This window comes from uncultured Luteimonas sp., from assembly GCF_947492465.1.
GTDB lineage: Bacteria > Pseudomonadota > Gammaproteobacteria > Xanthomonadales > Xanthomonadaceae > Luteimonas.
In genome coordinates, this window is record NZ_CANLNF010000004.1 from 173,689 (window position 1) to 196,318 (window position 22,630).

20 protein-coding genes and 1 pseudogene are annotated in these 22,630 nt (G+C 68.7%); 4 read left to right on the top strand and 17 right to left on the bottom strand.

Features of this window, described 5'->3' with window-relative positions:
- Positions 1-18: 18 nt before the first annotated feature.
- The 13 genes from Q0863_RS11275 to Q0863_RS11335 form a co-directional block, all read right to left on the bottom strand.
- On the bottom strand, positions 19-423 hold the full coding sequence (locus Q0863_RS11275; protein WP_298577973.1) for an RcnB family protein: 405 nt from the start codon (positions 421-423) through the stop codon (positions 19-21).
- A 343-nt stretch (positions 424-766) separates the two neighbouring features.
- Positions 767-1,138: an excalibur calcium-binding domain-containing protein gene (locus Q0863_RS11280; RefSeq protein ID WP_298577974.1), complete on the bottom strand. Its 372-nt coding sequence runs from the start codon at positions 1,136-1,138 to the stop codon at positions 767-769.
- Between the two features lie 286 nt (positions 1,139-1,424).
- A complete protein-coding gene (locus tag Q0863_RS11285; RefSeq protein ID WP_298577976.1) occupies positions 1,425-3,452 on the bottom strand; it encodes a hypothetical protein in 2,028 nt (675 codons plus the stop codon).
- Between the two features lie 11 nt (positions 3,453-3,463).
- Positions 3,464-4,264 (bottom strand): CbbQ/NirQ/NorQ/GpvN family protein, encoded by an 801-nt coding sequence (locus Q0863_RS11290; protein WP_298577977.1) that lies wholly within the window; start codon positions 4,262-4,264, stop codon positions 3,464-3,466.
- Between the two features lie 2 nt (positions 4,265-4,266).
- Positions 4,267-5,637 carry a cbb3-type cytochrome c oxidase subunit I gene (locus Q0863_RS11295; protein ID WP_298577978.1) on the bottom strand — a complete coding sequence of 457 codons (1,371 nt, stop codon included), beginning with the start codon at positions 5,635-5,637 and terminating at the stop codon, positions 4,267-4,269.
- Positions 5,638-5,676: 39 nt separating this feature from the next.
- Positions 5,677-6,519 (bottom strand): c-type cytochrome, encoded by an 843-nt coding sequence (locus Q0863_RS11300; RefSeq protein WP_298577979.1) that lies wholly within the window; start codon positions 6,517-6,519, stop codon positions 5,677-5,679.
- 11 nt (positions 6,520-6,530) lie between these two features.
- On the bottom strand, positions 6,531-6,656 hold the full coding sequence (locus Q0863_RS11305) for a hypothetical protein (RefSeq protein WP_298577980.1): 126 nt from the start codon (positions 6,654-6,656) through the stop codon (positions 6,531-6,533).
- Positions 6,657-6,908: 252 nt separating this feature from the next.
- On the bottom strand, positions 6,909-7,421 hold the full coding sequence (locus Q0863_RS11310; RefSeq protein WP_298577981.1) for an arsinothricin resistance N-acetyltransferase ArsN1 family B: 513 nt from the start codon (positions 7,419-7,421) through the stop codon (positions 6,909-6,911).
- 168 nt (positions 7,422-7,589) lie between these two features.
- A complete protein-coding gene (locus tag Q0863_RS11315) occupies positions 7,590-9,068 on the bottom strand; it encodes a SulP family inorganic anion transporter (protein WP_298577983.1) in 1,479 nt (492 codons plus the stop codon).
- A 344-nt stretch (positions 9,069-9,412) separates the two neighbouring features.
- Positions 9,413-10,468, bottom strand: a complete 1,056-nt coding sequence (locus Q0863_RS11320; RefSeq protein ID WP_298578232.1) for an ArsO family NAD(P)H-dependent flavin-containing monooxygenase — start codon at positions 10,466-10,468, stop codon at positions 9,413-9,415.
- A gap of 2 nt (positions 10,469-10,470) precedes the next feature.
- Entirely contained in the window at positions 10,471-11,694 is a 1,224-nt protein-coding gene (gene arsJ / locus Q0863_RS11325; protein ID WP_298577985.1) for an organoarsenical effux MFS transporter ArsJ, read from the bottom strand.
- A 3-nt stretch (positions 11,695-11,697) separates the two neighbouring features.
- The gene (locus Q0863_RS11330) at positions 11,698-12,705 is read right to left on the bottom strand and encodes an ArsJ-associated glyceraldehyde-3-phosphate dehydrogenase (RefSeq protein ID WP_298577986.1); all 1,008 of its coding nucleotides are present in this window, start codon (positions 12,703-12,705) and stop codon (positions 11,698-11,700) included.
- Between the two features lie 50 nt (positions 12,706-12,755).
- Positions 12,756-13,100, bottom strand: a complete 345-nt coding sequence (locus tag Q0863_RS11335) for a metalloregulator ArsR/SmtB family transcription factor (RefSeq protein ID WP_298577987.1) — start codon at positions 13,098-13,100, stop codon at positions 12,756-12,758.
- Positions 13,101-13,141: 41 nt separating this feature from the next.
- Here Q0863_RS11335 and arsH point away from each other — a divergent pair, with 41 nt between their 5' ends.
- The 3 genes from arsH (at position 13,142) to arsC (ending at position 15,549) form a co-directional block, all read left to right on the top strand.
- The gene (gene arsH / locus Q0863_RS11340; protein ID WP_298577988.1) at positions 13,142-13,954 is read left to right on the top strand and encodes an arsenical resistance protein ArsH; all 813 of its coding nucleotides are present in this window, start codon (positions 13,142-13,144) and stop codon (positions 13,952-13,954) included.
- Between the two features lie 87 nt (positions 13,955-14,041).
- Positions 14,042-15,118, top strand: coding sequence for an ACR3 family arsenite efflux transporter (arsB, locus tag Q0863_RS11345; RefSeq protein WP_298577989.1), 1,077 nt, complete (start codon positions 14,042-14,044; stop codon positions 15,116-15,118).
- Positions 15,115-15,549, top strand: coding sequence for an arsenate reductase (glutaredoxin) (arsC, locus tag Q0863_RS11350; RefSeq protein ID WP_298577990.1), 435 nt, complete (start codon positions 15,115-15,117; stop codon positions 15,547-15,549). The genes arsB and arsC overlap by 4 nt, the downstream gene beginning before the upstream one ends.
- A gap of 18 nt (positions 15,550-15,567) precedes the next feature.
- On the opposite strand, the gene Q0863_RS11355 is transcribed toward arsC, so the two are convergent.
- Both Q0863_RS11355 and Q0863_RS11360 read right to left on the bottom strand, forming a co-directional pair.
- The gene (locus tag Q0863_RS11355) at positions 15,568-16,245 is read right to left on the bottom strand and encodes a 2-hydroxychromene-2-carboxylate isomerase (protein ID WP_298577991.1); all 678 of its coding nucleotides are present in this window, start codon (positions 16,243-16,245) and stop codon (positions 15,568-15,570) included.
- 117 nt (positions 16,246-16,362) lie between these two features.
- Positions 16,363-16,755: a RidA family protein gene (locus Q0863_RS11360; protein ID WP_298577993.1), complete on the bottom strand. Its 393-nt coding sequence runs from the start codon at positions 16,753-16,755 to the stop codon at positions 16,363-16,365.
- 137 nt (positions 16,756-16,892) lie between these two features.
- Here Q0863_RS11360 and Q0863_RS11365 point away from each other — a divergent pair.
- A pseudogene (locus Q0863_RS11365) lies at positions 16,893-17,816 on the top strand (LysR substrate-binding domain-containing protein); the annotation flags it as partial.
- A gap of 158 nt (positions 17,817-17,974) precedes the next feature.
- Here the strand turns inward: Q0863_RS11365 and Q0863_RS11370 are convergent.
- Both Q0863_RS11370 and Q0863_RS11375 read right to left on the bottom strand, forming a co-directional pair.
- On the bottom strand, positions 17,975-19,531 hold the full coding sequence (locus tag Q0863_RS11370; protein ID WP_298577994.1) for an alpha-L-arabinofuranosidase C-terminal domain-containing protein: 1,557 nt from the start codon (positions 19,529-19,531) through the stop codon (positions 17,975-17,977).
- A 67-nt stretch (positions 19,532-19,598) separates the two neighbouring features.
- Positions 19,599-22,454: a TonB-dependent receptor gene (locus Q0863_RS11375; protein WP_298577995.1), complete on the bottom strand. Its 2,856-nt coding sequence runs from the start codon at positions 22,452-22,454 to the stop codon at positions 19,599-19,601.
- Positions 22,455-22,630: the final 176 nt, after the last annotated feature.

Genomic DNA, 22,630 nt, shown 5'->3' on the forward strand with positions numbered 1-22,630 from the left:
AGCAATCATGCCCTGGCGCTACGGCCCGAGGATCTGCTCGATCAGGCCGGTGGCCAGCTGCACCATGTAGTACTGGTCGTCGCGTGGATCCGGGCGCACCCAGGTATACCCCGCGGGCGGCGCCGCCAGTCCGTATGCGCCGTAGTCGCGCACGTAGTAGGCGTCGCTCAGGTAGCTGCGCGGCAGATGCTCTCCGCGCGCCCAGCGGCGTTCGGCCCGCGCCAGGTCGCGACGGTATTCGCGCTCGGCCTTGCGGCGGTCCTTCCAGTACTCGTGCTCGGCCTTGCGGCGATCCTTCTCGTACTCGCGCTGCGCCTCGCGGCGCTCCTTGGCCACTTCTCTCCCGTGCTTCCAGGGATTGTCGGCCTGGGCCACGCCCGAGGCCGCCACCATCAATGCGCCGGCAATCAGCAGGTGCTTCATCACGTACTCCCGGTGGAACGGTGGGTCGACCCTAGGGCGGGGCGGGTGAACCGCGGGAGAAGGTGCTGGCCTGTGTTTAGGCGGCGGTCGGACTGGAAGCTCCCGGGCCGGCTGCCGACGGGGCGCGGCAAGCCCGGGCGCGACGGGCATTTTCGTTCGGCGCATCCAGGTCCGGCCGATTGCCCGGTTCGCCGTCCTCGACCAGGAACAACCGTTGCGGCGCGTGTGCGAGCACTTTCACCGCGTCATCCGGCGACGTCCGTTGCGAAGGAGCGGTCGGGCATGGTGTAGGGATGGGCCGGTGCGGCCGGGAATCACCACGGCGGAACAGCTGCTGCGAGGATCAGTTGCACCACTGCTGCTCGCAGGGTTCGCCATCGTTGTTGCCATCCATCCTGACGTTCGGGCAGTTGCGGAGGAAGTACTCCGCCTCCGCGCACGACGTCATCTGCGAGCAATGGGTGCGGCCGTCGCATCGGAACGCGCTGCTGGCCACGGCGGAGGGCGTTACGGTCGCCGGCGCGACCGGCACCGCCGGGGACGCGGAGCCCGTCCCCCATGCAGGTTCGCCTGCAGGCGCCCGGGGCTGCAGGCGGGCCGTGGCCCCGGCCGGGGGTGCCTGCGCGACATCGGCCATGCGGGACCTGTACTGGTCGAATCCGACCAGGGCAACGGCGCCCAGACCCACCAGCGCCAGCACATGGATGACTTTCATGAGCGTTCCCGATCTTCTACGGCATGAGGTGTGGACCTCGCGGCCGGCGCGCCCGTCCATCCGGTCCACGTCCGATGGCATGGGCCCGGTGTGACGCGCCACGCGGTCGCGTTGCGGGACGTTCTGCCGAAACCATCGACGTGGTCCTTTTTATCATCCACCGGTTGGCGGTCGATACGGGGTGCGGCCGCGCTGCCGGTGATGTGCAAGCGCGGGTCGGGTGATCGCGCCTCGCGCGCCCGGTTCCGGTTCTGATCGCGATTCGCCGGCCAGCTGGTTCCCACCGTCAACGTGCCAGCAGGCGCCGGGTCCAGTCCAGCAGCACCAGCGGCAGGCGCTCGGGCTTCGACAGCAGGGCGTAGTGGCCGGGGCCGAACACCTTGGGCAGGTAGCCCGGGGCCTGCAGGTCCACGGTCAGGCAGAACGGGAAGATGCCCTGGAGCCGCGCCTCGGTGACCGACTGGCGCATGTCCTCGACGCCGAACAGGCCGTCGTAGCGGTCGGCGTCGTTGGGCTTGCCGTCCGACAGCATCAGCAGCAGGCGGTGCTCCGCGGGCTGGCGCATGAGCAGTGCGGTGGCATGGCGGATGGCGGCGCCGGCGCGGGTGTAGTTCTCCGGTTCCAGGCCGGCGATGCGCAGCGCAACCTCTTGGCCATAGGGCTCGGTGAAGTCCTTGAGCATGCGCATGGTCACGCCGTGCGGGCCCTCGCCGGAGAAGGCCATCGCCGAGAACGGTTCGCCCAGGCCCTGCAGGGCCATGCAGACCAGCAGCAGCGCCTCGCGCTCGACGTCGATGACGCGCCGGCGATCGCCGATGAAGCCGTCGGTGGAGCCGCTGGCATCGACCAGCAGCGACACCGCGATGCTGCGCCGGCCCGGCCGCCGCGCCTCGTACAGCCCGTCGCGCAGGAAACCGCCCGCGCGCAGGTCGGCGCGGCCCTGCACGCAGGCATCGAGGTCGATGTCCTCGCCGTCGCTCTGCCGGCGCAGGCGCACGCGCTCGGGCCGCAGCGCCTCGAACTGGCGGCGGATGCCATCGAGATGCGTGCGGTGGCGGGCGAGGGTGGCGTCGATCCAGGCCGGATCTCCGGGCACCGGCGCGAGCATGCGGACCGTGGTGCCGTGCTCGATGTAGGACGCGTCGGTGTGATTCCACTCGGGATACCGGAATCGCGCGTCGCCTTCGTCCTGCGCTTCGAACTGGAGCATTGCCCGACTGGCGGGCGGATCGTCCGACAGCAGCACCTCGCGCGGCGGATCGGGCGCGGCGATCATCCGCGTCGAGGCCAGCTCCGAAAGCATGTCGCCGTATTCGTCGGCGCTGGTCTCGTCGTCGCGATCCACCGGCCGCTGCAGGCCGAAGGGGTCCTCCGCGACCTCGTGCGGGGCGTCCTGCTGGATCATCCACACGCCGGACTCGCCGGGCCTGTCCTCGTCTTCCACCGCTTCGCGCTCTTCGGGCCGGCGCTCCATGCGCGCGCTGCGGAGCGGCTGGTCATCGTCGGGCCGGTCCCCGGAAGGAGCACCATCGACGAGATGGGCAGTGGCGCCGTCACTGGTGCGCAGTTCGCCGGTCCACCAGTCGCGGTAGAGCGGCATCGGCCCCAGCCGGCGGGCGTCGGCAGGACTGATCGACCATGCCAGCAGCCACCGTCGTGCCTGCGTCAGGCAGTCCCTGTCAGCGTCCGCCGCTGGCGTCGACGAGCCCGGCTCGCGCGCCAGGATGTCGCGGACCAGCCGTTCCAGCGGCTGCCTCGCCGGCGCGAACCCGGCCAGGGGCGGGCGCGCCGCCAGCGCCAGCTGCCGCAACCTGTGCAGGGCAGGCATCAGCCCGGGGAAATCGCGTGCGATGTCGTCCTCTGCGGCTTGCGCCTCCAGCACCAGCGCGGTGTCGCGCAACAGCGCATCGCGTTGCTGGACGATCCGCTGCACGTTGCCGCGCATCGCGCGGCGCGCCTGCTGCAGGGCCATGGCGCGATACAGCGTCGAAGCTTCGCCGGGATCGCTGGTGCCCAGGTGCGCGGGCAGCCAGATCGTGTCGCCGTTGGTGGCAGGCAGCGCCTGGCCGTGGCGCGGATACGCCCCCGGGTGGAACAGCCGATGCAGCAGCGTCGGCCGCGCCGGGGGGAGGCCGACCCGGATCGGCAGGCTGGTGCCGCAGGCGGCCGACAGCAGCAGGTCCAGGCGCCGTGCCAGCGAGGCGAGCGCGACGGGGGCGTCGGGTTCGCGTGCGTAGTGCCGGCGCCAAGTGTCGCGGATGAATACCGTCGCGTGCCGCGCGGCATCGACGACCAGGTCCTCGGCCTCGGCCACGTCGGCGCTGCCTAGGGAAACATCGCGTCGACGAGTTCGCGCATTGCGCCGAGCAGGGTCGGATCGTCGCTCAGCGGCGAAATGACGGCGGCATTGCAGGCCTCGCGCACGCCGATGCCGCTGGCGACCAGGCGGCCCGCGGCGATCAGCAGTCGCGTGCTGGGCACTTCGGCCAGTCCACGGTCGCGCAGCGAACGCACCCGGCCGGCCAGCTCGACCAGCGCGACCGCGGTGCCACGCTCCACGCCGCTCTCGGCGGCGACGATCGCCGCTTCCGCAGCCGGCTCGGGAAAGCCCAGCTCGATCGCCACGAAGCGCTGCCGCGTGCTCGGCTTGAGATCCTTGAGCATGCGCTGGTAGCCGGGGTTGTACGAGATCACCAGCTGGAATCCCGGCGCCGCTTCCAGCGTCTCGCCGGTGCGGTCGATCGGCAGCATGCGCCGGTAGTCGGTGAGCGGATGCAGGACGACGATGGTGTCCTGGCGCGCCTCGACCACTTCATCCAGGTAGCAGATCGCGCCCTCGCGCACGGCCCGCGTCAGCGGGCCGTCCTGCCACACGGTGTCGTCGTGGCGGATCAGGAAACGCCCGACCAAGTCGCTCGCGGTCAGGTCGTCGTGGCATGACACGGTGATCAGCGGGCGGCCCAGCCGCCACGCCATGTGTTCGACGAAGCGGGTCTTGCCGCAGCCAGTGGGTCCCTTGAGCATCACCGCCAGGCCGCCGGCATGGCATTGCTCGACGATCTCGACCTCGTTGCCGGTGGGCAGGTAGTACGGCCCGTCCGCGACGGGCCCACTGCGTGCATCCACCGTCAGCGTTCCGCCACCGCCACGGGCCGGTCTTCAGGTGCATCGGCGGCGATCACGTCGAACTGCGGCCGGTGCCGGAAGAAGTCGAAGATGAACAGTGCAACGCCCGTGGCGAAGATCGTCGCGGTCAGCACCAGCATCAGGAAATGCACCTGGATCTTGAGCTGCGCATCCAGGTAGCCCATGCCCATGATCCGCTCGAGGTAGACCTGGGCGATGCCGGCGGTGCCGAACGACAGCGTCATGCCGAACATGCCCGAGACCTGCAGCCAGAACGCCCAGTAGCCGAGCGGCGAGTACCCGTTCTGCGGCCGGTTGGTCAGGCTCGGCAACGCGTAGCTGATCATCGCCAGCACGATCATCGCGTAGGCGCCGTAGAACGCGGAGTGCGCGTGCATCGCGGTAACCAGCGTGCCGTGGGTCCACTTGTTGACGCTGGGCCAGGTGTGCGCCAGTCCGAGCAGGCCTGCGCCGAACAGCGCGAAGATCGCGCTGCCGATGGTCCAGTGCAGGGCCAGCGCATTCGGGTGGCGCACGCCGCCGCGGCGCATCGCCACATAGGCGTAGATCGCCATCGCGGCCAGTGCCAGCGGTTCGAGCGCGCTGAAGAAACCGCCGATCGGCAGCCAGATCTGGGGCACGCCCACCCAGTAGTAGTGGTGCGCGGTGCCGAGGATGCCGGCGAAGAACACCAGGCCCACGATCACGTACAGCCACTTCTCCATCACCTCGCGGTCGATGCCCGACAGGCGGATCAGCAGGTAGGCCAGGAAGCCGGCCATGATCATCATCCACACGCCCTCGACCCACAGGTGGATGGTCCACCAGCGGTAGAAGATCGAGACGGTGTAGTTCTCGTAGTGCAGCAGCGCCGGGATGTAAAGTACCGCCGACAGTGCAAGGCCGCCCAGCAGCACGCCCTCGGTGGTGGTGAACCGACCGGACTTCCTGATCGTCATGCCGATGTTGTAGAGGAACATCAGCATGCAGATCACGATGACGAGCTTGTGCGGCAACGGCTGCTCGAGCAGCTTGTTGCCGGTGCCGTAGCGGAACACGTAGCCGATGACGGCGGTGACGCCCATCAGCGTCCACAGGCCGAGCTGCCAGTAGGCGATCTTCGTGCTGTACAGCTCGGTGCGCGATTCGTCCGGCACCATCCAGTAGGTCGCACCCATGAAGCCGGTGAGGACCCAGACGATCAGCAGGTTGGTGTGGATCGTCTTGGTCACGTCGAACGGCAGGATGTACAGCAGCGGATCGGGACCCAGGTATTTGGCGGCCGACAGCAAGCCGAACACGATCTGCAGGCCGAACAGCACCATCGCCACCGCGAAATACCAGTAGGCGACCGATTGGGACTTGTAGCGCATGGGGAAATCTCCTGGTGCCGGCGCGTGCGCCCACCGGTTCTACTTCAGCGTTGCAAGGTAGGCGACGAGCTGTTCGACCTGCTCCTCGCCCAGCGCTTCGGCATAGGTGTCTGGCATGAACGACACGCCGGCGGCGGAGAACATCTCTCCCGGCACCAGGTGCGCGCTGGGGGTGGTGATCGATTCGCGGATGTAACCTTCCACGTCGGTCGCCTGGCCGGTGTACGAGGGCGATGCGAGCGTCTGCGCCGCGCGCCCGGCCAGGCCAGCCATCGACGGCCCGGCCAGCTGCACGCCAGGCTGCAGCGAATGGCAGGCGGTGCACACCGGCGTGGCACTGCGGAACAGGTGTTCGCCCAAGGCGCGCGGATCGCTGTCCGGGCTCACCGGCCGCACGTCCTGCGCCTGCGCAACGCCCTGGCCGGTGCCTTGCGCGGCTACGTTCACGGCCCCGCCGGCCACCAGGATCGGCCGCGGCGGCCAGCCCTGGTTGTCGACCTTCGACACCCAGTCGAGGAACTGGACCAGGTTGTGGATCTCGACCTCGCTCAGGTTCTGCGTGGGCATCAGCCGGCGGTGGCGCTGCTCGTCGTAGAACTTCGACGGATCGCGCATGTAGGCCTTGAGATAGGCCTCGCCGCGGTGCTGCGCGATCTTGGTCAGGTCGGGCGCGTAGTACGCGCCTTCGCCGAACAGGGTGTGGCAGTTGATGCAGTTGTACTTGTGCCAGACATCCTTGCCCGCGGTGACCTCGGGGGTGATGTCCTGCGCATTGGTGAGCTCACCGAAGCGCATGTGGCTGTGGAAGGTCAGGCCGATGAAGGCAACGGCGGCGAGGCCCGTTGCGACGATGGCGAAGATCCGTGACTGCCGCTTGTTCATGCGTCCTTTCCTCAGACGGCGATCGAGGGCCAGTAGGCGATCGCGGTATAGCCGGCATAGGCCACGGCCACCGCCATCAGCAACAACACGAGAATGCTAAGCCAGCGCACGGGTGAGAACAGACTGGTCGCCTTCATTCCATTGCTCCCGAGGGGTGATCCCACGCGGCATAGGCTAGTGACCAATTGCGTCACTTACAAGCTGCGCTGCACTCCGCGTGGCATCCGGCCCGTCCGCGGGGCGTGTCGTGAAAGAGGTGTGATGACCGCGGATGTCGGTGGTGCCCCGTGGCAGGAGTGTGCCTGGAGCAGGCGATCGTGCCGGTGCATCGGCTGCAGGTCCGTTCGGGTCGGGCGCAAACGCCCGCATGTCCCGCGCCTGCCCCGCCCTCATCGTGGAGGCGCAACGGCATCGTCGAACACCAGTTGCCAGTAGCCGACGTCGATCCAGCGATCGTGCTTGAATCCGACCTGCCCGAACCGCGCAACCTGTTGGAAGCCCATTCGCTCGTGCAGTGCGATGCTGCGCTCGTTCGGCAGTGCAATACCGCCTATCACGGTATGGATGCCCTGGCTGCGGAGGCGATCGACCAATGCCTGGTACAGCGCGTGCCCGATGCGCTTGCCCATGCCCGACGGGGACAGGTACACGGTCGATTCCACGGAGTAGCGGTACGCGCAGCGCCCCTTCCATCTGGACGCATACGCATAGCCGACGAGGCTGCCCTGGTCGATCGCGACGAGCCATGGCAAGCCGGCATCGGCCGTCTCGCGGATCCTGGTGGCCATCTCCGCCGCCGTGACCGGTTCGGTCTCGAAAGTGATGCAGGTGTCGGTGACGTAGGGGTTGTAGATTTCGGCGACAGGGGCGGCGTCGCCTGGGGCGGCATGGCGGATCTGCATGGGGTAGGTCCGGACCGGCGGGGGCGCATGTGGATTGCCGGATTCTCCGGGGTGGATGCCCCGCGAATCAATCGGCCGGGACGGCCTGGCCGTCGCCCTCGCCACATCCGTCCGGCCAGCGCGGCGAGACCGCCTGGGGCGCAGATCGCGCGCACAAGTGCAGACGCGCTAGTGCACGGCCCCGGTTTCCGCGCCGGCCGTCCGATGCGTCCCCAACTGCTCCACCAGCGACTCGCTCGCCCGGTTGAGGCCGATCACTTCGACTTGCGCGCCGTGCCGGCGCAGTTTCAGTACCACGCGGTCGAGCGCAGCCACGGCACTGGTGTCCCAGAAATGGGCGTCGCGCAGGTCGATCACCACCTTCGGCGGGGTGTGCAAGTAGTCGAAGCTGTTGGCGAACTGCACCGCAGAGGCGAAGAACACCTGGCCGCGGACGCGATAGGTGCGGGTGCCGTCGACGGTGTCGTCGCCGTCGATCTTCAACAGGGCGCTCACGCGACGGGTGAAGGACAGGGCGGTCAGCAGCACGCCGGTCAGCACGCCCATGGCCAGGTCGCGGGTGGCGACGGTGACGATCACCGTGCCGAACATGATCAGGTTGGCGGTCCTGGGGTGGGTGCGCAGCTCGCGGAAGCTCTTCCAGTGGAAGGTGCCGATGCTGACCATGATCATCACCGCCACCAGCGCCGCCATCGGGATCATCGACACCCAGCCCGAGGCATAGACCACCAGCAACAACAGCAGCACGCCGGCTACCAGACACGACAGCCGCCCGCGGCCGCCGGAGGACACGTTGATCACCGACTGCCCGATCATCGCGCAGCCGGCCATGCCGCCGAAGAACCCGGTGACCACGTTGGCCAGACCCTGGCCGGCCGACTCGCGGCGGCGATCGGTGGGGGTGTCGGTCATGTCCTCGACGATCTGCGCGGTCATCAGCGATTCCAGCAGGCCGACGACGGCCAGCGTGGCCGAGACGGGCAGCAGGATGCGCAGGGTGTCCCATGTCCAGGGGATGTCGGGGACGAAGAACGCGGGCAGGCTGTCCGGCATCTGGCCCATGTCGCCGACGGTGCGGATGTCCAGGCCGAGCACGGCGACGGCCACGGTGAGCACCACGATGGCCACCAGCGCCGACGGCACGACGCGGGTCAGCCGCGGCAGCAGGTAGATGATGGCCAGGCCGGCGGCGCAGACCGCGTAGACCGTCCATGGCATGCCGATCAGTTCGGGCAGCTGCGCCATGAAGATCAGGATCGCCAGCGCGTTGACGAAGCCCACCACCACCGAGCGCGAGACGAAGCGCATCAGCGTGTTCAGCCGCAGCGCGGCCGCCAGCAGCTGCAGCAGGCCGGCCAGGATGGTGGCGGCGAACAGGTACTGCAGGCCGTGGTCGCGCACCAGGTCCACCATCACCAACGCCATCGCGCCGGTGGCCGCCGAGATCATGCCCGGGCGCCCGCCGGCGATCGACGTGACCACCGCGATGCAGAACGAGGCATACAGCCCGACCTTGGGATCGACCCCGGCGATGATCGAGAACGCGATCGCCTCGGGGATCAGGGCCAGGGCGACCAGCACCCCTGACAGCACGTCGCCGCGCACGTTGCCGAACCACTGCTCGCGCAGCGGATAGAGAGAGGACATCAGGGAGCTCCAGGCGCGCCGCGGGCGCGCGATGACGAGAAAATGGCCCATATCCGCGCCGCAACATGGCAACGCGTCGCAGCGGAAGATGCTGGGGCTATGGCGGCGTCATCGGGACTGGACTGTGGGCAGGTGCGGCAGTTTATTGCAATGCAGCATGCCGCTCAATGCTGGTCCGCCGTGCAGGCCTTCTGCACTCGCGCCTTCCACTCTGGTCGGCCCGGCAATGCCGGTGGCGGACGTGGCGCGGTGTGGCACAGGCGGGATGCCGGAGGCGTGGGGCGGCGGGTCGAACTGTCGGGCGTGATCCTTGCGGATCGATTGCCCGCATCAGGGTCGGACGCTCATTCGAGCGTTTCCCGGATCTCATCCACGGCCGCCTTGGCATTGCGGGTGACACCCACCAGCGTCGCGGACGCAGCGCCAGTCCAGTCTCCGTAACCCACAAGCCACAGGCCGGGGCATTGCTTCGAGCGCGTCCCCGTCACCTCGACGCGCCCATCCGGCCCAACGATGCCCAGCGACCGCAGGTGGGCCGTGGCCGGCCCAAAGCCGGTGCACCAGATCACGGCATCGAACGGTGCCGTCCGTCCGTCCGCCCACGCCACGCCGTCGGCCGTGAAACGCTCGAACGGCGGCTCCGCGCGGAGCACGCCGCGCTCGCGCGCCTCGCGCACCGACGGCACCATCACGATGTCGCCCAGGCCGCCCGCGGGCGCATCGGGCACCCTGCCTTCCTGCTGCGCCCGCCAGCGCGCGGTGGCGCGGTCGAACAGGACCCGGCCGTCGACCTCGTCGGGCAGGAACGCCGGCGGCTGTTGGGTCACCCATGTCGTGTCGGCTACCCGCGAAACCTCGGCGAGGATCTGCGCCCCCGAGTTGCCTCCCCCGACGATGAGCACCCGTTTGCCGGCAAGGTGCCCGGGTTCGGCGTAGTGGGCGGAATGCAGCTGCTCTCCCCGGAACGCGCCGACCCCGGGATAGGACGGGACGTACGGATTGCGCCAGGTGCCCGTCGCGGAGACAAGTGCGCGGGCGGCCCATCGCCGGTCGCCGGCCCGTGCGACCAGGCGATCGCCGTCGCGGGTGACGCTCTCGACCATGACCGGGCGCTCGACCGGGATCGCGTAATGCGCTTCGTATGCGGACAGATAGGCCAGCACGTCGGCGCGCGTCGGGTACCCGGGTGTCGGCGCCATCTGCCTGCCGGCGATCGAGCTCCATGTCGCGGGCGAGAACAGCGTCAGCGACTGCCAGGCGTGCCGCCACGCGCCGCCCGGACCCTGTTCGGCATCGAGCAGGCGGAAGGACAGGCCAGTCCTGCGCAGGAAGTAGGCCGTGGCCAGGGCCGCCTGGCCGCCCCCGATGACCAGTACGTCGACGTCCGCCCCGTGCTGCATGCTCACGCGCCGTACTCCTGCCCGCCGTGCCGGCGCGGCAGGCGCAGGGACGTGACGGCGGCCAGCGCGACCAGGACCGCGGAGGCCACGAGGCAGGCCCTGATCCCGGCTGCCTGGTAGATCCAGCCCGACAGCACGGTCCCCAGCAGCCTGCCGAGCGCGTTGGCCATGTAGTAGAAGCCCACGTCCAGCGAGACGCCATCGGCGCTCGCATGGCTGACGATCAGGTAGCTGTGCAGCGAGGAGTTGATCGCGAACAGCGCGCCGAACACCGCCAGTCCGGCCAGCACCACCCACTGCGGCGACGCGCCCTGGGCGAGCAGCAGGGCCATCGTGGCGGGCACGGCGGCCAGCAATGCGGCCCAGCCCGCGGCAGCAGGCGCCCCGGGCGGAACGCTGCCGCGCGCCATGACGTGGGGTGCGAGCGATTGCACCACCCCGTAGCCGATCACCCAGGCGGCCATGAACCCGCCCACCTTCCAGAAATCCCAGCCCAGGACCTCGGCCAGGAACACCGGCAGGGCCACCACGAACCAGACATCGCGCGCGCCGAACAGGAACATCCGTGCGCCCGAGAGCAGGTTGATCGCCCGGCTCTTGGACAGGATGTCGCGAAACTTCGGTCTGGCCCGGGCCCGGCCCAGGTCGCGCTCGAGCAGGGCCAGGCTCATGAGCCAGACCAGCGTCAGGCACGTCGCCATGATGAGGATCGCGGGGCGGAATCCGATGGTCGTCAACAACGCCCCGCCGGCGAAGAAGCCCACGCCCTTGAGCGCATTCTTGGATCCGGTCAGTACTGCCACCCAGCGGAACAGCGTCCCCTGGCGGTTGGCCGGCACCAGCAGCTTGATGCTGCTCTTGGCGCTCATCTTGTTGAGGTCCTTGGCCACGCCGGACAGCGCCTGCGCCGCCATCACCCAGGGCACGGCCAGCCAGGCCGCGGGGACCAGCAGCATCCCCAGCGCGACCACCTGCAGCGCCAGGCCCGCGTTCATCGTGCGGTTCAGCCCGATCCGCGCACCCAGCCAGCCGCCGACGAGGTTGGTGACGACGCCGAAGATCTCGTAGAACAGGAACAGCATCGCAAGCTGCAGGGGGCTGTAGCCGAGCTGGTGGAAATGCAGCAGCACCAGCATCCGCAGCGCGCCATCGGTGAGCGTGAATGCCCAGTAGTTGCCGGTGATCAGCAGGTACTGGCGCACCTGCGGGGACAGGCGAGAGGGCATGGCCTATCGGTCCGCCTGGGCGACGAGACGGACCAGTTCGGCCGTGCGATTCACGTATCCCCATTCGTTGTCGTACCAGGCATAGATCTTGACCTGGGTGCCGTTGACCACCAGCGTCGACAGCGCATCCACGATGCTCGACCGCGGATCTCCCCGGTAGTCGATCGAGACCAGCGGCCGCGTTTCGAAGCCGAGGATGCCGGCAAGTTCGCCCTCGGCCGCGGCACGGAGCATCGCGTTGACTTCGTCCACCGTCGTTGCGCGCTCGACCTCGAACACGCAGTCGGTGAGCGAAGCGTTGGTCAGCGGAATCCGCACGGCGTGGCCGTCGAGGCGCCCGCGCAGTTCCGGAAAGATCTCGGCGATGGCCGTGGCCGAACCGGTCGAGGTCGGGATCAGGCTGCTGCCGCACGAGCGCGCGCGGCGCAGGTCCTTGTGCGGTGCATCCACGATGGTCTGGGTGTTGGTCAGGCTGTGGATGGTCGTGATGCTGCCGTGGCGGATGCCCAGGCCTTCGTGGATCACCTTGACCACCGGCGCCAGGCAATTGGTGGTGCACGAGGCCGCCGAGACGATCCGATGCTGTTGCGGATCGAACCTTGCATGGTTGACGCCCATGACCACGTCCAGCGTTCCGGCCGCCTTGATCGGCGCCGTCACCACCACGCGCTTCACGCCCTGGTCCAGGTAGGGTTGCAGGACGTCGGGTTTGCGGAACCTGCCGGAGGCCTCGATCACGACGTCGCAGCCGGACCAGTCGGTGGCGGCCAGATCCTTGTTACGGCTCACCGGGATGCGCCTGCCATCGATGACCAGGGCATCGCCGTCCGCGCCGATGGCACGATCCCAGCGACTGTGGACCGAATCGAACTCCAGGAGGTGGGCCAGGGTGGCGGGGTCGCCGGCGGGGTCGTTGACGTGCACGAACTCGAGGTCCGGGTGCTCCCAGGCGGCGCGAAGCGTGAGGCGGCCCATGCGGCCGAACCCGTTGATGCCGATGCGGATGGTCATGCATTCACTTCCTGTCTGGATGCGGTGGGGTCGGAGTGCGAGCGCGAGGCTCAGGCCATGCGGCGGTTGCGGGTGCCGGGTGTGGGCTTCGGCGGCCGGCACTGGCTCTCGTCGCCGCCGCAGCAGTTGTGGGTCAGGAATTCGACCAGACCGTTCATGGCAACGAAATCGGCGCGATAGACGATGCGCCGGCCCTGCGCTTCGCCTGCGATCAGGCCCGCGAGGGCGAGCTCCTTCAGGTGGAAGGACAGGGTCGCGCCGGGTAGGGACAGCACTTCGGCGATGTCGCCGGGAATGCGGCCCTCGGGCCCGGCTTCGACCAGCAGCCGGAAGATGGACAGCCGGGTCGGGTTACCGAGGGCCGCGAGCGCGGTGGTTGCGGCGTTCAATTCCATTATTCTAGAATAGTCGAACAGTTCAGCAGGACACAAGCGCCATGGCACCACAGGACCTCCCCAATCTTGCAGCTGCAGCGGTCGATCCGATCGCGCCCGAGCGGCTGGCGGCCGGCGACGGCCATCCGCCCAGGATCCTGGTGCTGTACGGCTCGCTGCGTCCGGAGTCCTACAGCCGCAAGCTCGCGCTGGAAGCGGCGCGCCTGCTGCGCCACTTCGGCGCCGAGACGCGGGTGTTCGATCCGCACGACCTGCCGCTGCAGGGCAGCGTCGGCTCCGAGCACCCGAAGGTGCAGGAACTGCGTGCGCTGTCGCTGTGGTCCGAGGGCCAGGTCTGGGTCAGCCCGGAGCGGCACGGCACGGTCACCGCGGTGTTCAAGAACCAGATCGACTGGCTGCCGCTGGAAGACGGTGGCGTGCGCCCGACCCAGGGCCGCACGCTGGCGGTGATGCAGGTCAGCGGCGGCTCGCAGTCGTTCAACGTGGTCAATGCGCTGCGCGTGCTCGGCCGCTGGATGCGCATGGTGACCATCCCCAACCAGTCCTCGGTGCCGAAGGCGTGGCAGGAATTCGATGCGGACGGCCGGATGAAACCTTCGGCCTACTACGACCGCGTGGTCGACGTCATGGAGGAACTGGTCAAGTTCACCCTCCTGGTGCGCGGCCGCAGCGACTATCTGACCAGCCGCTACAGCGAACGCAAGGGAGATCTGGCGGCCGGCACGCTGGCTGCGGCATCGGGCGCGGTGGATGCGACGCCGGCCGCTGCGCCACGGCTGCCCGCCGCACCGGCAGTCGCGGCAGCCCCGGTGGCCTCGTCGGCCTGCTGTGGCGTCGTCTCGACCTGCAACTGAGGCGTCCATGAGCGATACGACCACACCGCAACCCGGTTTCGCTGCACGCGCTTGCGGGTGCGGTACCCGTGTCGGAGGAGTGCGCTGATGGGCCTGTTCGAACGCTTCCTCAGCGTGTGGGTGGGGCTGGGCATCCTCGCCGGCATCGGCCTGGGCGTGCTGGCGCCGGACGCGTTCCGGGCCATCGCCGCGCTCGAGATCGCGCACGTCAACCTGGTCGTGGCCGTGCTGATCTGGCTGATGATCTATCCGATGATGATCCAGGTGGACTGGCAGGCGGTGAAGGACATCCGCCGCAGGCCGCGTGGGCTGGCGCTCACCCTGGTTGTCAACTGGCTGGTCAAGCCATTCACCATGGCTGCGCTGGGCGTGCTGTTCTTCCAGTACGTGTTCGCGCCCTGGGTGGATCCGCAGTCGGCCAGCGAGTACATCGCCGGCATGATCCTGCTGGGCGTGGCGCCGTGCACGGCGATGGTGTTCGTGTGGAGCGCGCTGGTGAAGGGCGACCCGAACTACACGCTCGTGCAGGTGTCGGTGAACGACCTGATCATGGTGGTCGCGTTCGCGCCGATCGCGGCCTTCCTGCTGGGCGTCACCGACCTCAGCGTGCCGTGGCAGACGCTGCTGCTGTCCACGCTGCTGTACGTGGTGCTGCCGCTGCTGGCCGGTGTGGCAACCCGCCACGTGCTGTTGCGGCGCTCGCGCGATGCGGTGGGTCCGTTCGTCGCCCGGCTCAAGCCTTGGTCGATCATCGGCCTGATCGCCACCGTGGTGCTGCTGTTCGGCTTCCAGGCGCGCACCATCCTCGAGCAGCCACTGGTGATCGGCATGATCGCCGTGCCGCTGGTGCTGCAGTCCTACGGCATCTTCCTGGTGACCTTCGTCGCGGCGCGCGCGCTGAAGCTGCGCCACGACATCGCCGGGCCGGCCTGCCTGATCGGCACCTCCAACTTCTTCGAACTGGCCGTGGCGGTGGCGATCTCGCTGTTCGGCCTGCACTCGGGTGCGGCCCTGGCCACCGTAGTGGGCGTGCTGGTGGAGGTGCCGGTGATGCTGTCGCTGGTGGCGATCGTCAACCGCTCGCGACACCTGTTCGCGCCGCCGGCGGGCGAGCCGCGCGCACCTGGCGTCGCGACCCCTGTCAACACGGAGACACGCGCATGAGCGAGATCACGATCTACCACAATCCGCGTTGCGGCACCTCGCGCAACACCCTGGCGATGATCCGCAACAGCGGCGAGGAACCCATCGTCATCGAGTACCTGCAGCAGCCGCCGACGCGCGCGCGCCTGCTGGAACTGGCCGATGCGTCCGGCGTTGGCGTGCGCGGCCTGCTGCGGGCCAAGGAGCCGGTGTGCGCCGAACTGGGCCTGGACGACCCGGCGTGCAGCGACGACGAACTCGTCGACGCGATGCTCGCCCATCCGGTGCTGATCAACCGCCCGATCGTGGTGACGCCGCTGGGCACGCGCCTGTGCCGGCCGTCCGAGGTGGTGCTCGAGATCCTGCCGCAGCCGCAGCAGGGCGCGTTCGCCAAGGAGGACGGCGAGCAGGTGGTCGACAAGGCCGGCCGTCGCATACAGGACAACGCCTGAGCGTCGGTTCGGGCGCGCTCAGCCCGGTTGACGCATGGCCGCGACCGGCAGCTCGGCCAGGCGGCGCATGCCGGGCGTTTCGAACAGCCGCGGCTGCGCAAGGTAATGCTCGAACATCGCGGTGGCGTCTTCCCCCCAGAACAGTTGGCCGTCGGCCACCAGGGTCGGCACGCCGAACACGTCCGACCGCACCGCGGCATCGAAGTTTTCACGCAAGCGCTGCTTGACCGCGGGCTGCTGCAGGGCGGTGGGGTCGTCGATGCCGAGTTGCGTGGCCACGGCCGCGAGGTCGTCGAAGGTCTCGGCAGGCCGTCCGTGGCGCCAGATGTGGTCGAAGATCGCATCGACCGCCTCAGCGCCTGCGCCTGCGGCGATGCACAGGCGCAATGCCGCGAGCGGATTGAAGGGATGGGCCGGCGGGAACGTCATCGGGATACCGGCGCGGTCGGCGCGCCACTGCGCGTGACGATAGGTGAACAGCCGTTTCGACGGGATCTCGGCCGGTCCCTTGTGGCCGTGATGGGACAGCAGGCCGGCGAGCAGGACGGGCCGGCAGACAGGCACGATGCCCGGCAGGCGCCGCACCGCCTGCCACTGCAGGTAGGCGAAGGGCGAGATGAAGTCGAAGTACCACTCGGCCGTGCGCGTGGTGGACGCGGGGGCGTCGGACGTGGTGGTCGGACTGCTGTGGTCCATCGCGCTGGTTCCCGTTGCGGCTGCGGCACGAGGATACGGGATCGCGCCCGCAGCCCCGGCAGCAGGCCGGGGCAGGGAACCGTGCCCGGCTGCCTTGCGGCGGGGACGGCGACGTGTTCAGTGCGGAATGCGCGCGATGACCTTGATCTCGAAGTCGAAGCCCGCCAGCCAGTTGACGCCGATCGCGGTCCAGTTCGGATAGGGCGCCTGCGGGATTACTTCGTTCTTGACGGCCAGGACGGTGTCGAACTGGCTCTGCGGATCGGTGTGGAAGCTCGTCACGTCGACGATGTCGTCGAGCCCGCATCCGCCTGCCTGCAGGGTGGCCTCGAGATTGGCGAATGCCAGGCGGACCTGGGCCTCGAAGTCCGGTTCGGGCGAGCCGTCCGCGCGGCTGCCCACCTGCCCGGAGACGAACAGGAGGTCGTCGCTGCGCACCGCCGGCGAATAGCGGTGGCGCTCGTACAGGGCGTGGCGGTCGGGCGGGAAGACGACGTCTCGTGAATTCATGGGATTGTCCTTGGCAGGACCGGCGGCCCTGGTGCGTGCGGCCACTCTAGGTGGCGGCGGCACTCGGATAAACGCGCCGATCCCGGGATCACTGTTTGTAGAATCGAAACAATCCCCGCCAGCGCCCGGAACCCCACATGGACCGTATCGACGCGATGCAGGCTTTCGTCCGCGTGGTGGAAACCGGCAGCTTTACCCGCGCGGCCGACACGCTGCAGTCGAGCAGGACGCGCGTGACGCAGCTGGTGCAGCAGCTGGAAACGCACCTGCGGGTCAAGCTGCTCAACCGCACCACGCGCAAGGTCAATGTGACCGCCGACGGTGCCGCGTACTACGAGCGCGTGGTGCGCCTGCTGGCCGACCTGGACGATGCCGAGACCAGCCTCTCCACGGCATCCGTGGCGCCGCGCGGCCGGTTGCGCGTGGACGTGCCCGCGCCGCTGGCGAGCCTGGTGCTGGTGCCCGCGCTGCCTGCGTTCCACGCGCGTTATCCCGACATCCAGCTCGACCTGGGTGCCAGCGACCGCAAGGTGGACCTGATCGACGAGAACGTGGACTGCGTGGTGCGCGGCGGTGAACTGCCCGGCCCGTCGCTGCGCGTGCGCCACGTGGCGGACCTGCCGCTTGGCGTGTACGCGGCATCGGGCTACCTGGAACGCGTCGGCGTGCCGGCGCATCCACAGTTGCTGGAACAGGCTCCGCACTACAGCGTCGGTTATCGCGGGTCCCGCAGCGGCGCGCCCCACGCCTACGCCATGCAACGCGGCGACGAACGGCTGCGCCTGCACGGGCGCCACGCGCTGATCGTGGACGACGGCAACGCCTATCTCGCTGCCGGCATGGCGGGCATGGGCGTGTTGTGGCTGCCGCGGTACATGGCGCGCGCACCGTTGGCACTGGGTGAACTGGTGCCCTTGTTCGAGGACTGGCAGCTCGATCCGATGCCGCTGTACGTGGCGTTTCCAACGGGCCGGCATGTCAGCCGCAAGCTGCGCGTGTTCATCGACTGGATCGTCGAACTGCTGGCGGAGCAGGCGCCCTGGATCGAGGCGCCGTCGCCGCCCATTGCGATCGGGACGACGACGGCCCCGCACGTCGATGGCCCCGGCAGCGCCGCCGTCGACCAGCGCGGCCCTGGTGGCGCCTCCCGACGGTAACCGCCACAAACGGACAGGGGCGCCGAAGCGCCCCCGCCGTCCCCGACTCCTGTTGCGCCGGGTCAGCGCAGTTGCAGCACCACCACGGACTTCGCCGGCAGTTCGACCTTCAGCGTGTCGCCTGACAGGCTGGCGCCGTCGAAGGCCGTCGGCCTGACCTGTGCGGGCTGCTCGAAGGTGTTGTGCGCGGTGATCGCGTCCGCGGTCAGTACCCGACCGGAGACGGAACCGGCTTGCAGCCCCGAGACGCTGGCCGAAATTCTGGCGGGCGTGTCCGGGTCGAGGTTGGACAGGGCGACATACACGTTGCCGTCCTTGGCCCGCACCGCCGAACCGTGGACCGCCGGCACCGAGGTCTCGCCGTGGCGGTACTGCGGGGTCTCCAGTTCGAACGGCAGGTGGGTCGCGTCCTGCCAGGGCTTGTACATCTCGAAGACGTGGTAGGTGGGCGTGAGCACCATCTGCTCGTCCTTCGTGAGGATCATCGCCTGCAGCACGTTCACCATCTGCGCGATGTTGGCCATCTTCACGCGCTCGGCGTAGCGGCTCATCACGTCGAAGTGGATCGAGGCGACCAGCGCGTCGCGCAGGGTGTTCTGCTGGTGCAGGAAGCCGGGGTTCACCCCTTCCAGCCCGGCGTACCAGGTGCCCCATTCGTCCAGGTACAGCGCGACCTTGTTCTCGGGGTCGTACTTGTCCATCACCGCGATGTGCTTGCGCAGCAGTTCGTCGACCTTGAGCGCGCTGGACAGCGTCTCGATCCAGCCGGCCTCGTCGAACTCGAACGAGGACGCGCGCGGCGGCCAGCCGCCGGGGACGGTGTAGTAGTGCACCGACAGCGCATCCATGTGCTTGCCGGCGATCTTCATCATCACCTCGGTCCAGTTGTAGTCGTCGCTGTTGGCGCCGGCGGCGACCTTGGTGACCTGGGTGCCGGCCGGCACCTTGACGAAGGTCTGGAACTGACGGTGCAGGTTGGCCGCGTGCTCGGGCGTCATGTTGCCGCCACAGCCCCACATCTCGTTGCCGATCCCGAAAAAGGGCAGCTTCCACGGCTTGTCGCGGCCGTTGGCGCGGCGCTCCTCGGCCAGCGAGGACCCGCTTTCATAGGTCATGTATTCCACCCACTCGGCCATCTCGCGCGGCGAGCCGCTGCCGGTATTGCCCGACACGTAGGCATCGGTCCCCAGCAGTTCCGCGAAATCCATGAACTCATGGGTGCCGAAGCTGTTGGGCTCGGTCACGCCGCCCCAGTGGGTGTTGATCTTGACCCGGCGCTTGTCGCGCGGGCCGACGCCATCGCGCCAGTAGTACTCGTCGGCGAAACAGCCACCGGGCCAGCGCACCACCGGCACCTTCAGCTCCTTCAGCGCCGCGACCACGTCGTTGCGGTAACCGCGGGTGTTGGGGATCTTCGAGTCCTCGCCCACCCAGATGCCGCCGTAGATGCCGTAGCCCAGGTGTTCGGCGAACTGGCCGAAGAGGTAGCGGCTCACCTCGGGGCCGGGCTGGTCGGCACGCAGCGTCGCGGTGGCGGTGGCCTTGTCCTGGGCGCCGGCGATACCGGCGGCGAGCAGGGCGGAGGTGAGCGCCAGCATGCGCAGTGGGGTCTTCAGCATCGGTGTTCTGCCTCGCTTTGTTGCGGAGATGGAGTGCCGCCGGCGCGTGGCGCGCGGCCGCGGTGACTCAGAAACGGTAGCGCAGTCCGACGGCGAACGTGCGGCTGTACAGCGAGGTGCCGAAGCTGTGCGTGGTCGGGTACTGGTAATAGCTCTGGTACAGCTCGTTGGTGAGGTTGGTGGCGTCGAAGGTCAGCGACAGGTGCTCGCTGGCATCGTAGCTGAGCTGCAGGTCCATGCTCTTCTCGGCGTTGAAGTAGATGCCGAGCGGATTGGCGAACTGCGCGGCCTCGTAGCGGTGCAGGAAGTCGTCGCGCCAGACATACGACAGGCGTGCGCCGAACTTCTCGCGCTCATAGGCGAGCACGACGCTGTAGGAACTGTCGGAGATACCGAACATCGGGGTGGACACCGTGTCCACGACCTCGCCGGCGGTGTTGGTGACCGGGATGTCCTGGCTGGAATCGAGCGCGGTGTAGCTGGCCTGCACGCCGAAGCCGTCGAGCAGTCCCGGCAGGTTTTCGGGGAACCAGACCACGCCCAGCTCCACGCCCTCGAGCTCGCCATTGGAGGCGTTGTCGGGCTGGGTGAGGATGTAGTCGTAGTCCTCGAACGTCACGCGGCGCCGGAAATCGGTGACCATGCCTTCGATCTCGCGCCGGAACAGGGTGGCGTAGACCGCGCTGCCGGGCGAGAAGTACCACTCCAGCCCGAGGTCGTAGTTCTTCGACTCGGTCGGCTCCAGGCCGGGGTTGCCGCCGCTGGCGGTACCGTAGCCGATGTTGGTGACGTCCTCGACGTAGATGATGTTGGGGTTGAGCTGGGCGAAGCCGGGGCGGCGCAGGGTTTCGCCGTAGGCGAAGCGCAGCATCAGCTCCGGCGTGAAGGCGTAGCGCAACATCAGGCTGGGCAGCAGCTTGGACGCGCTGGCCGAGGCGCTGCCATCGCCGAACACCATGTCGGTGTCGACGTTGACATATCGCAGGCCGAGCTGGCCGTCGAGCGCCTGCTCGCCGAGCTCGAAGGCGAAGTCGGCCTGCAGGTACGCCGCGGTGGTGGCCTCGTCGACGTGGAAGTCCTCGGGCATGGTCAGCTGGCCGCTGAGCGGCAGGCCATAGAGCGCGCGGTACGCATCGGCGTTGTCGCGGATGTGGTATCCGCCCGGCACGACCCAGGACGACGGCACGTCGGACTCGCCGTCGAAGAAGCCACGGTTGGTCCACTGCAGGTTGCCGTTGCCCACCAGCGAGCACTCGGGCAACGCGCGGTCGCACAGGGCGGGATTGGACGTGCGGTGGCCCTCGCTGGCGCTGCGCTCGTCATGGCGCAGGCCGAAGGCGAGCTTGTGGATCGGGCCGAGCTCGGCGGCATAGTCGCCGTCGAAGGTGAAGGTGATCGCGTCGCCACGACGGTACAGGGCATTGTCGTAGAGCTCGGCCACGTTCCATTGCGCGGGGTCGGCCGGATTGCTCTCGTCGATGTCGGGCGTCGCCGGGTTGTCGTCGAAGCCGAATGCCGGCTTGCCGCCACCGCTGTTGAAGTCGGCCCAGACCGCATGGGTCACGCGGTCGGTGCGCATGGCGAAGAACTCCTCGTCGAACTTGCTCTCCTGGTAGGTCAGCTCGGAGCGCAGCTGCAGGCGGTCGCCCACGTCCCATTTCCCGCCGAGCGCGTAGAGCCAGCTGTCGGTGCGGCGACTGAGCAGGTCGCCGCTGGTGAAGTTGTAGGGCGCGCCCACGCCGCTGCGCGACCGTACGATGTTGGTGCCCGGGAACAGCTCGATGTTGCCGGCCGGGTCGTCGCCCAGCGCGCCCCACCAGTCGACGAAGGAGAACAGCAGCGAGTTGAAGGACTCGTCGCGATAGCCGTTGTAGAAGGTTTCGAACACGTACTCGGAGGTGTCGTTCGGCGCCCACTGCAGCGAGACGCTCGCGGCGGGGCGTTCGCGCCTGCCGGTCAGGTCGCTGGCGAAGATCGCGTCGCGCGAAAGGATGTATTCGTACTGCTGGCCGCGCACCGGCACCGTCGAGCCCGGTGCGAAGGGCAGGCCCGCCTCCAGGCCCGGCTGCCAGACTTCCTGGCCGTCGATCGAGGTGGGAATCCGCTCGAACGGCACGAAGCCCGCCGGTGCGTCATCCGTGAAGAACGGCACCATCGCGCCGGCGGTCACGCTCTGGTCGCGGTATTGGGTAACGGCGTACGAGACATTCGCCAGCGCGCCGAAACGGCCGCCGCCCACGTCCCAGGTGTTGGAGACCAGTGCACTGAGGTTGGGATCGGTCTCGCCGCTCTGTTCCTGGTGGATGGCGCGGGCGGCCACCACGGCAGTCGCCCCGTCGAAGTCGAACGGACGGTGGGTGTGGATGTCGATCACGCCGGCGATGCCGGTCTCGATCAGGCTGGCCGAACGGGTCTTGTAGATCTCGACGCTGGACAGCAGGCTGGCCGGGACGTCGGCCAGCGCCACCGAGCGGCCCGAGGCGGTGAAGATGTTGCGGCCGTTGATGGTGGTGGTGACGTCGTTGAGGCCGCGGATCGAGACGGTGGACACCTCGCCGCCGCCGCGATCGGTGGTCTGCACGCCGGTCACGCGCTGCAGCGCCTCGACCAGGTTGTTGTCGGGGAACTTGCCGATGTCCTCGGCGACGATGGCATCGACGATCTGCATCGAACCCTGCTTGATCTGCAATGCGTCGATCATGCTCGCGCGCAGGCCGCGCACTTCGATGCGGTCCAGTTCGGTGGTCGTGCCGGAATTCGCCGGCGCGCAGGTCGCGTCGGGGTTCCCCGGAGTGGGGCAGGGCGGCGGCGGCGCGTCCTGCGCACTGGCCGGCAGGGCGGTGGCGAGCGCCAGGGACAGCGCGGCGGGCAGCACGCCCAGGCGCAGGGTGCGAGGCGGGGTGGAACGGGTCGGACGGGTCATGGGAGAGCCTCTCTCGATGCGTATCCGTCCGCCACGGTGCCGGCGCGGACGCTGCGGAAACCTGGGGAGAACCGGACGACCGGTGTCATCCAGGGAGCGGAAACAGGGCGGGGCGAGCGCTGCGCAGGCCGTCGCGCGCCGGCTGGCGGCGCGGCCGTGCCCGGCGGAAGAATGAC